The sequence below is a fragment of the Streptacidiphilus sp. MAP12-16 genome (assembly GCF_041262165.1).
GTDB lineage: Bacteria > Actinomycetota > Actinomycetes > Streptomycetales > Streptomycetaceae > Streptacidiphilus.
In genome coordinates, this window is sequence record NZ_JBGCBY010000067.1 from 1 (window position 1) to 8,195 (window position 8,195).

Consider the following 8,195-nt stretch of genomic DNA (forward strand, 5'->3'; position numbering starts at 1 on the left):
ACCGGCTCGCCGTCGAGGTAGACAGCGACCGAGGCGCCCACGTCGTCCTTGCCGAGCGAGGCCGCAAGGGCCTCACGGACTGCGACGAACCGCGGGTCGCATAGTCCCTTAATATCTGTCATGGGCGTAAGTCTCAGGTAACGCCGAGGCTTCCTTCCCAACAATTCCCGCACTGGTTTTGTCGGGCGGGACGCGGCCAAATTTTCTCTAACTCCAGCAAGTAGCAAGGCGGCCTGACGGCCGCGCGGTCGGCCCGTCGGTCGACCGGCCGTATCGGTAGGTGTTCCCACAGGGAACAGCCCGAGATCACCCGTCGAGCATGTGCGTCACGACAGCCCGGCCGAGAACGCAGCGCCGATGACCGCCGGGGCGCCGCACGCGGCAAACGACTCCGGCTTGGGCTCGGGTGCTGGCTGCGGCTGGTTGGCAGGGTGGGCGTTCCCACCGGGAGACACAAGAAGGAAGGACGGATACGCGTGCTGGAGCGGCTGAATCAGGCGCTGAACCACCTGGAGGCCTGCCTGGACCGGGAGGTCGATATGGCCGAGGTGGCCCGGATCGCCGCGGTGTCGGAGTACCACTTCCGGCGGCTGTTCTCCGCCCTCGCCGGGATGCCGCTTCCGGTCTACGTGCGGCGCCGGCGGATGACGCTCGCCGGGGCCGAGGTGCTGGCCGGGGAGCTGACGCTGCTCGATATCGGGGTGCGGTACGGGTACGGCTCGGGCGAGGCGTTCGCCCGGGCATTCCGGTCGGTGCACGGCATCGGGCCGGGTGAGGCCCGGCGCACGGGTGCGGTGCTCACGGCACAGCCGCGCATGTCCTTCCGTGTCAGCGTAGAAGGAAGTACGACCATGCGGTACCGGATCGTGGAGAAGGAGTCGTTTCGGGTCGTCGGCAGGAAGGCCCGGGTCCCGCTCGTGCACGAGGGGGTCAACGCAGCCGCCGCGGCGCACTTGGAGAGCCTGGACGAGCAGGCGATCGTACGGATGAAGGAGCTGTCCGGCCGGGAGCCGGAGGGGATCCTGTCGGCGGCGGTGTACCTGACCGACAGCCGGGAGGAGGGCGCCGAGGCGGACTACTGGATCGGCGTGGCGACCGGTCCCGAGGCGACCGCCGAGGAACTCGACGCCCTCGACGTGCCAGCCGGGACCTGGGCGGTCTTCGACAACCACGGTCCCTATCCGAGCGCACTCCAGGAGCTGTGGCGGGACGTGTTCACGCAGTGGTTTCCCTCGAACTCTTATACGAGCCGGCCCGGTCCGGAGCTCCTGCGGACGCAGCCGGTGGAGATCGGCACGGAAACCGACTCCCAGCTGTGGATCCCAGTCGAGCGGGGCAGCGGGAGCGCCGGGGCGTGAACACCGGTACCTGCGTGCTATCTGTGGGAAGACTTCACGGCCTGCCTGCGTCCAACGGGGCCGTACCTGAAGTAGCCCGGCCCCGCCTCAGCTGTTACGAGGGTGGCGTTTAGCGGTTCGTTCGTTGCCGCGCTTGTAGTTACCGGTCCAGCGAGCCATCACCAGTTGCGGGTCGCCGCTCTGAGCCTCCGCCAGGAATTCCTGCGCCCGCGTCCCGCGCAGCCGGGCGGCCACCCGGGACCCGTGGGTGACGACCACGGTCCCGTCAGGCCGTTCCTCGTAACTGAACCCTGACGGTGCAGGCAAGACTCCCCCTCGGCCACCGGATGTGCGACGGCGTCACCGTCGCACATCCTGCGTGGTCCCGGCCATCGGATATCGGGTGTCAGCCCCGGTCCAGGACCGTGCTGACCAGGTCGCGGGCCTCCTGCAGGATCGGATGCTCGGGTCAGTAAAGCTCGTCCTCCCAGTGCTCCAGTGCGGCTTCTCCGGGTGGGAGCTCTCCCGTGCAGTACTGATAAAGGAACGTGGCAGCGCGTCGCTCCGCGTACTTTTCGTTGACGGGTTCTCCGTGTTCGTCAAGTTCGAGGACGTTGACGAAGGCGGCGAAACAGACCTCCATCTGGCTGGGTGAGTCCTTCAACTCGTCCCAGTAGTTGATCCCCTCCAGCATGGGATGCCCTGCTGAGCCGCGAGCGACCCATCCTGCGAAGCGCCGGATGGCCCCCGATGTGCCATGACTGAGATGGGACGACATGCGTCGAACCCTAGTCCGGATCGTCGTCGGAGCCGCCGGGGGCTGTCGGGGATGCCCAGACGGGACAACCGCCGGTCGGCGGCCGCCCCGCCGCTGCTGGCAGCGGGAGTGGCCCCGGCTGTTTGGTCACGCCCGCCAGCATGGACCCGCCGTGCCGCAGAAGAGCGGAGTTCATGCCTAACCATCGCCAAACCACCCCTCCGACCAGCAACTTCAGGATGAAGCGACCTGGCCGGAGAAAACAGCACCATGCGGAGTAAAAGCCATCGCACGTGACGGATGCAGACATTCCTGCACGTGTTCGAAATTCGCTCGTACTTACCCTGTGCGTTCGGCTAGCTTGGCATTGGTGATCAGCGGGGGGCTGAACGTCTGAACCACGGTCCCTGTGCTGGCCTCTGATTGAGCGTCATACATATGGCCTGATCTATGTCAGGCCCATGACACATGGGGGATTCATGAAGAACGCGCGCCTCAAGTCCAGCCTGGGCGTCGGGCTGGCCGCAGTGGCCACGCTCGCCGCAACAGCCCTGCAGGTTCCGACGGCCCACGCGAGTGCCACCCCGGCCGTGCTCACGGACGTTCAGGTCGCCGCGCTGTCCCCGGCCGCGCAGGCAGCTCTCCTGGCGCCGCTTCGGGCGGTCGGCTACGCACTGACCGATGCGGGGCAGAGCCGCGCCGGGAGCCGGATCTACGCCAACGTGGCCATCGATGCGGGCCACCACCTGGTGAACCTGTACGTCACCGACACGAGCAAGGCCGGATCCTTGATCCGGGCCGCGAAGAAGGCAGCCCCGTCTATCGACACCAGCCTGATCCGCGTCCACAAGGCCGCGTACACCCTGCAGGAACTGCACGCCGCACGGCAGAACTTCGTCAACCAGTCCCACTCCTTCGAGGTGTACGCGGTCGGCCCGGCCGTGGACGGTTCGGGGCTGCTGGTCGAGGTGGCGGATCCCAAGACCACCTCACACAACGCACGCGTGAGCCAGTCCGTCACGGGCAGCTCCGCAACATCCAGCGTGAAGATCATTTTCGAGCACGGCGTCCGCCGCACGAGCAAGGTCCTCCACGTGGCCGGCGCGGCGAAGAACAGCGCTATTCCCATGAGCACGAGTTGGGCCGCCGTGAAGTGGCACGACAGCGCGCCGTTCATCGGCGGCGACGTCATCACCCCGGACGGGCACTCCTACTGCACCACCGGCCTGCCGGCCGTCCGCACGAGCGACAACCACCCGATCATGATCACCGCCGCCCACTGCTTCGGCGTGGGCACCCAGGTCTACACGGGAGGCGGCTCGACCTGGGGCTGGGGCAACGGACTGACCGGAAACTGGGTCGGCAAGGTCACCAGCCGCAACCAGACCTGGGACGCGGAGACCCTCGACGGGGCCAACAACAACGCCGACGAGAGCGACAACGAAAGCTGGAAGCCACTGACCAGCGTCAAGTACTCCCTCGTCGGCGACCCCGTCTGCCAGTCCGGTGCCCGTTCGGCCTACTTCGGCCACGGCACGCCCTGCGGCATCAAGGTGACCAACCAGGACCTGTGGTTCCCGGTCGACGGCTACAACTCGCGCGGCGTCGAGGGGGTGGACGTCAACGGCTGGGGATCGGTCCAGGGGGACAGCGGGGGCATCGTCTTCGCCATCACCGACAGCAGCAACAACCGCCAGGCCCGCGGGGTCATCTCCGCGGGTGGCGCCGACGGCACCGCCGATCAGGCCCGGGTCGACTGGACCGAGGCCATCGACATCTTCAACGCCTACGGCCTGAAGCTCAATCCCACCACCTGAGACCGGCCGCGGGGGGCGACCGGGCAGCCTGCCCGGTCGCCCCCCGCACCACATGCGCTAACCCGCGATCGGCGCGCTCACCACGATCACGGGGTCCGGATTCACGTAGCCGGGCGTGTAGATGGGAGTGCGCGCCGGAGTGCTCAGTTCCCAGTCCGAGACCACCACCGCGACCTGGTATCCGGCCCCGGGCGCCCACAAATCCGTCCAAGCCGCACCGCCGCACGGCGCACCTATTGGCGCCGCCAGCGTCGCCGAGTAGGGATGCGCCGGATCGATCGTGATGAAGTCCGCGGGCTTGCCGGAGACCGGGGGATGCGAGGCGTCGGCAGATAGATCCTGCCCGGCCACGATCTTGCCGTCCTTGAGAACCACCACCCGGGGCCTGCCTGCGTTCTTGACGACGTGCAGGGTCGAGGTCGACGCCACCGTGTAGGTGACCAGCGGAGCTCCGTTCGCTGCCCGCCGCACACCCGAGATCGAGACCGTGACCGTGTCGTGGTGCGTACCGGGGTCGATGGGCGCGGCAATGGTTCCACCGCACGTGTATCGGCGCGTCTGCCCCGACGAGGCGCCGACCCCCGAGGACGCGCTGGCACTTGGCGTCGCCACCGGGCCCGCCGCGGGCTGAACGACACGGGTGGGCTGTCCACCCAGGTGGCTAATGCCGACAAGCGCCGCCGCGGCGACGGCGAGACTGGTGCAGCCGACCGCCGCATAGCGGACCCGTCGACGGTGCCGGGACCGGCCGGCGACGCGCCCGAGGTCGATTTCCAGCGGTCCCGCCAAGTCGGCGGCCCCAGGCAGGCCACCGCGCAGTTCCTCAGGGTTCATCACTTATTACCCCCTACGGGTGCTTCTCGTTGAATGTCCAGGGCTTTGCCCATGCGCACCAGAGCGTCACTGAGGTGACGCTTGACCGTCCCCGGGCTGGCGTTGAGCCGCTCGGCGACATCCGCGACAGACCGGTCCTCGTAGTAGCGCAGGACCACACACGCACGCTGCCGCGGGCTCAAGGAGTCCAGGGCGGTCAGCAGATCCAGACGATGGGCCGATGCCGCACCGTGGTCGGGCACCGTGGGCTTCTGCACCAGGCGCGGCAGGAGCTGCGCCAGGCGCGCCCGGCGCCGATGCAGGTCAAGGAAGCGGTTGAGCATCGTGCGCCGCACATACCCCTCGACATCCCCGACCGTCCACGAGCGATGCGGGTGGGTGAAGACCCGAACCAACGCATCCTGCACCAGATCGGACGCCTCAGTCCGATCACCGCACAACAGAAAGCCGTACCGTTTCAGCTCCGAGCCGCGCGACTGCACCAACTCCGAGAGAAGTTCTGACCACTCGGCCACGTGTCCTCCGATCCCCTCACCTACTAGCACGAACAACAAGCCAGATTCGTTGGGGGCTCTTGTCCCTCAACCTCACCGCCCCAATGGACGGGCACATCGGCACACTGTTGCCTGCCTGTCCGATTCGCCGGTGCCCAGCCGTTGCCTCCGAAAATCGGCAGGAGCAAGCGGGCGGTGCCCCCTCATCTCTCCCCCACCCTTTCCGCACCTCCTGCCCATGGTGCTGGCCGGGGCCGCGCCCTACCGCAGCATTGTGGCCGTCGACCGACGATACGATCCTCCGTCCCTGGGCCTACGCGGCCCAGACCCGCGCCAGCGCCAAGGGCGCGCTGGACCGCCAATGCCGCCTGCCCTGCCCGACACTCGCAGGCTCGCATCGAGCACCGTGCGGGCCTGACGGCCCTTGCTGGGCAGTTGCCCTAGTAAGACTGCACAAGCCCACGCGGACCATTGACTCCATGCACTCGCCGTCGCTGCCGAACCTCCTCCGCCAGCTGTGGTGGCTGAACCGTGGCCGAGGCGGATGGGGGTTGTCGAGCTGAGATGTGCTGTGCCCGCTCGGTGGGTGGTGCGCAGTGGTGGGAGTCGGAAGGCACACTGCGCCGCACCCACCGTGGAAGTGCCACGCGGGGTGAGCCCCGAGTGGTGAGGGACCGTCTACTACGTAGGTATAGAGGGGCACCGGCTTTGCCCTTGTGCCGCCTGGGGGCCGTGTGCAAAACGGTGCCGGATGAGGTGCAACTGCAGACCGGTCGAAGTGCATCCAGAGACTGGTCATCGTGCAACGGCAGTACAGTCATCGTGCAACCAGAGACCGGCTGTGATGCAGTCAGAAACCGGATGCTGTTTCTGAAAGGGCCCGAGGATCGACCCGGTGGAATCCAACGTGGTCGAGCTCCGACAGCGCAGCGCCTGACCGGATCGGATCCTGTGAGGGGGCCCGCCCATCAGCGGCGCCCCCCTCACGCATGTCCGGTACCGGGGGTGCTCTGCAGTACATGTGTCACGTCGCCCGTTGCACGTCACGTGTACTCACAGGCAATTCTCCAGGTCAGAGACGCAGTCGATGGGAATGAATGACCGCGCTGCGCGAACTTTCCTGCATCCACTGACGGGACGGCACCCGCCACCCTTACACCCACTACGCCGCCGCGATCGCGATCACCGTCACCACGTTGGAGCGGTTTGCAGCAGCAGGGGCCGCCCGTTGTGGTGTGGCGGCCTTCGCGCACACCGGGCGCGAGACCCTCTGCGAGGCCCTGGTCAACCCGGACGGCGCGGCTCCTACTGACCGCCGCCAGCGGCCGACCACAGACCGCGAGGGTCGCCCCACCGAGCTGATTATTGAGAGACCGGCCACCGCCGCCGAATCCGTCAGTGATTGCGCCGGTCATCGACCTGAACCTGTAGCTGCGGCCAGGCTGTGGTCAGGCGCGAAAGGTCGCCGGCCGCCGGCACGGTCACCGAACCCAACGACCCGTCCGGCCTGAAATGGACCAGTGTCCCGGTTGTGCCGTCGGCCTCAACGGGCTCAAGATCGGTGACGGGGACGCCGTGTTCGTAGCGCTGAGTCCAGGCCCCGTTGAGGCGGCGGTTGGTATGGACGAGCCACTCGCTGAGCGCCGCAACCACGGACATGCCGCGCCGAGGATGGCCGTCAGGCAGTACCTCGACCTGCGGGAAATCGAAGAACCGGAGATCCTTCGTAGCCATGACCGGCTTCTTCACGCTCCGGCCGTGCTCGTCCACGCGGGTGTCAGTGCCCCGTCCGTCATCCCGGACAGACAGCGAACCGTCGGGATGGAGAACGACGACGCAGCGTCCCCCGCCCGCGCTTGACGCTTCGTCGGCGGCATAGGCAAGTACCTCAACGACGAGGTGCCAAGGTCCATCCGGAGCGAACTCCGCGGGACTCTGTCGGATATGCGCCAGATGATCCGTATCAACGACGCCGGACCAGTCATGCGTCGTGTTAACCCAGGAAGTCCTCGGTACGTCCACCAGGCAAGTATCCCGCCTGGTGTTGACGGCCTTGAGGCCATCCCCCTGGCTGACGACGGCTCACGGAGTCCGTGCCTGAACCCGAAAACCCTGCCAGAACACCAACGGCGAATGGGACGAGGCCGAGGGTCTGGACGCTACCCCGTGGCCCTCCGGTCAGGCCTACGGCGTCGACGCCTGGTGACGAGCTGTCCGGCGACCACGGTCCCGGAGCCGGCGAGTGGGCGCTGCAGCAGAAGCTGGGTGAGGAGGTGGGTCTGGTCCCCCGAGACCTGGTCTGGCTGTTAGTGGGTCCGACTGGACCTGTTCCCGATTCCGCGGCGGGAGACCCGCGGCGAGCCGGACCACCTGCACATCGACTACTGCTACTTCCTGCAGACCTACCACACCCGGTTCCGCCTCCGGCCCGAAGAGCTTCCCTCCGATCGTCCTTCGCATGGTGGCGGCCGTGATCGTCCGCGTAGAGGCGAACCAGGTCGTGCATGCGCCACCGTCCCCACGACGGAGACTCCACCAGATGGCAGCGCTGCAGAGAGAGCAGGAGCTCCTCGGCCCTGCCTCCTCGGGGGGGAGGGCACGCGTAGCTGGATCGCCGCTGCGATCTCCGCCGCCGAGTGCTTTCCGCTGGCGAACTTGAGCACCGCCGGTGGGAGCAGGCGCACCAGTACCCTCGGACGGCTGCTCCTGGTCCTGCTCGTGGTCCTCCGGCCATGGCTCCGGCTGCTCGGTGTGTGAGTGTCGTTGGGGTACCGCGAGTCCTTCAGTGAGGTCTGAGTCGTGTGCCGGCATCGGTTTCCGCATCCAGGCAGGCCCAGTGCGTCGCGCCGCCTGCGTGGGGATGTGTGCCATGTGCGACAGCCAGGGCGTCGATGATGATCAGTCCGCGTCCATGCTCGTCGTCCGGGCAGCGGCCCTTGTGCCCCTGGACGGGTGG

General features: G+C 67.5%; 7 protein-coding genes. 2 read left to right on the forward strand and 5 right to left on the reverse strand.

Annotated elements, in window-relative coordinates; translation table 11 throughout:
- Positions 1-476 precede the first annotated feature (476 nt).
- Entirely contained in the window at positions 477-1,358 is an 882-nt protein-coding gene (locus ABIA33_RS37855) for a GyrI-like domain-containing protein (protein WP_370088750.1), read from the forward strand.
- Between the two features lie 87 nt (positions 1,359-1,445).
- Here the strand turns inward: ABIA33_RS37855 and ABIA33_RS37860 are convergent, their stop codons facing one another.
- Positions 1,446-1,664: a hypothetical protein gene (locus ABIA33_RS37860; protein ID WP_370088752.1), complete on the reverse strand. Its 219-nt coding sequence runs from the start codon at positions 1,662-1,664 to the stop codon at positions 1,446-1,448.
- A 142-nt stretch (positions 1,665-1,806) separates the two neighbouring features.
- Positions 1,807-2,031: a hypothetical protein gene (locus ABIA33_RS37865; RefSeq protein WP_370088754.1), complete on the reverse strand. Its 225-nt coding sequence runs from the start codon at positions 2,029-2,031 to the stop codon at positions 1,807-1,809.
- A 542-nt stretch (positions 2,032-2,573) separates the two neighbouring features.
- Here ABIA33_RS37865 and ABIA33_RS37870 point away from each other — a divergent pair.
- Positions 2,574-3,911 (forward strand): peptidase, encoded by a 1,338-nt coding sequence (locus ABIA33_RS37870; protein ID WP_370088756.1) that lies wholly within the window; start codon positions 2,574-2,576, stop codon positions 3,909-3,911.
- A 57-nt stretch (positions 3,912-3,968) separates the two neighbouring features.
- Here the strand turns inward: ABIA33_RS37870 and ABIA33_RS37875 are convergent, their stop codons facing one another.
- The 3 genes from ABIA33_RS37875 to ABIA33_RS37885 all read right to left on the reverse strand — a co-directional run bounded on the left by ABIA33_RS37875 (position 3,969) and on the right by ABIA33_RS37885 (position 7,009).
- Entirely contained in the window at positions 3,969-4,745 is a 777-nt protein-coding gene (locus ABIA33_RS37875; RefSeq protein WP_370088758.1) for a hypothetical protein, read from the reverse strand.
- Positions 4,745-5,260, reverse strand: a complete 516-nt coding sequence (locus ABIA33_RS37880) for an RNA polymerase sigma factor (protein WP_370088760.1) — start codon at positions 5,258-5,260, stop codon at positions 4,745-4,747. Before ABIA33_RS37880 ends, ABIA33_RS37875 begins: the two co-directional genes overlap by 1 nt.
- A gap of 1,374 nt (positions 5,261-6,634) precedes the next feature.
- Positions 6,635-7,009, reverse strand: coding sequence for a hypothetical protein (locus ABIA33_RS37885; RefSeq protein WP_370088762.1), 375 nt, complete (start codon positions 7,007-7,009; stop codon positions 6,635-6,637).
- Between the last annotated feature and the right edge of the window lie 1,186 nt (positions 7,010-8,195).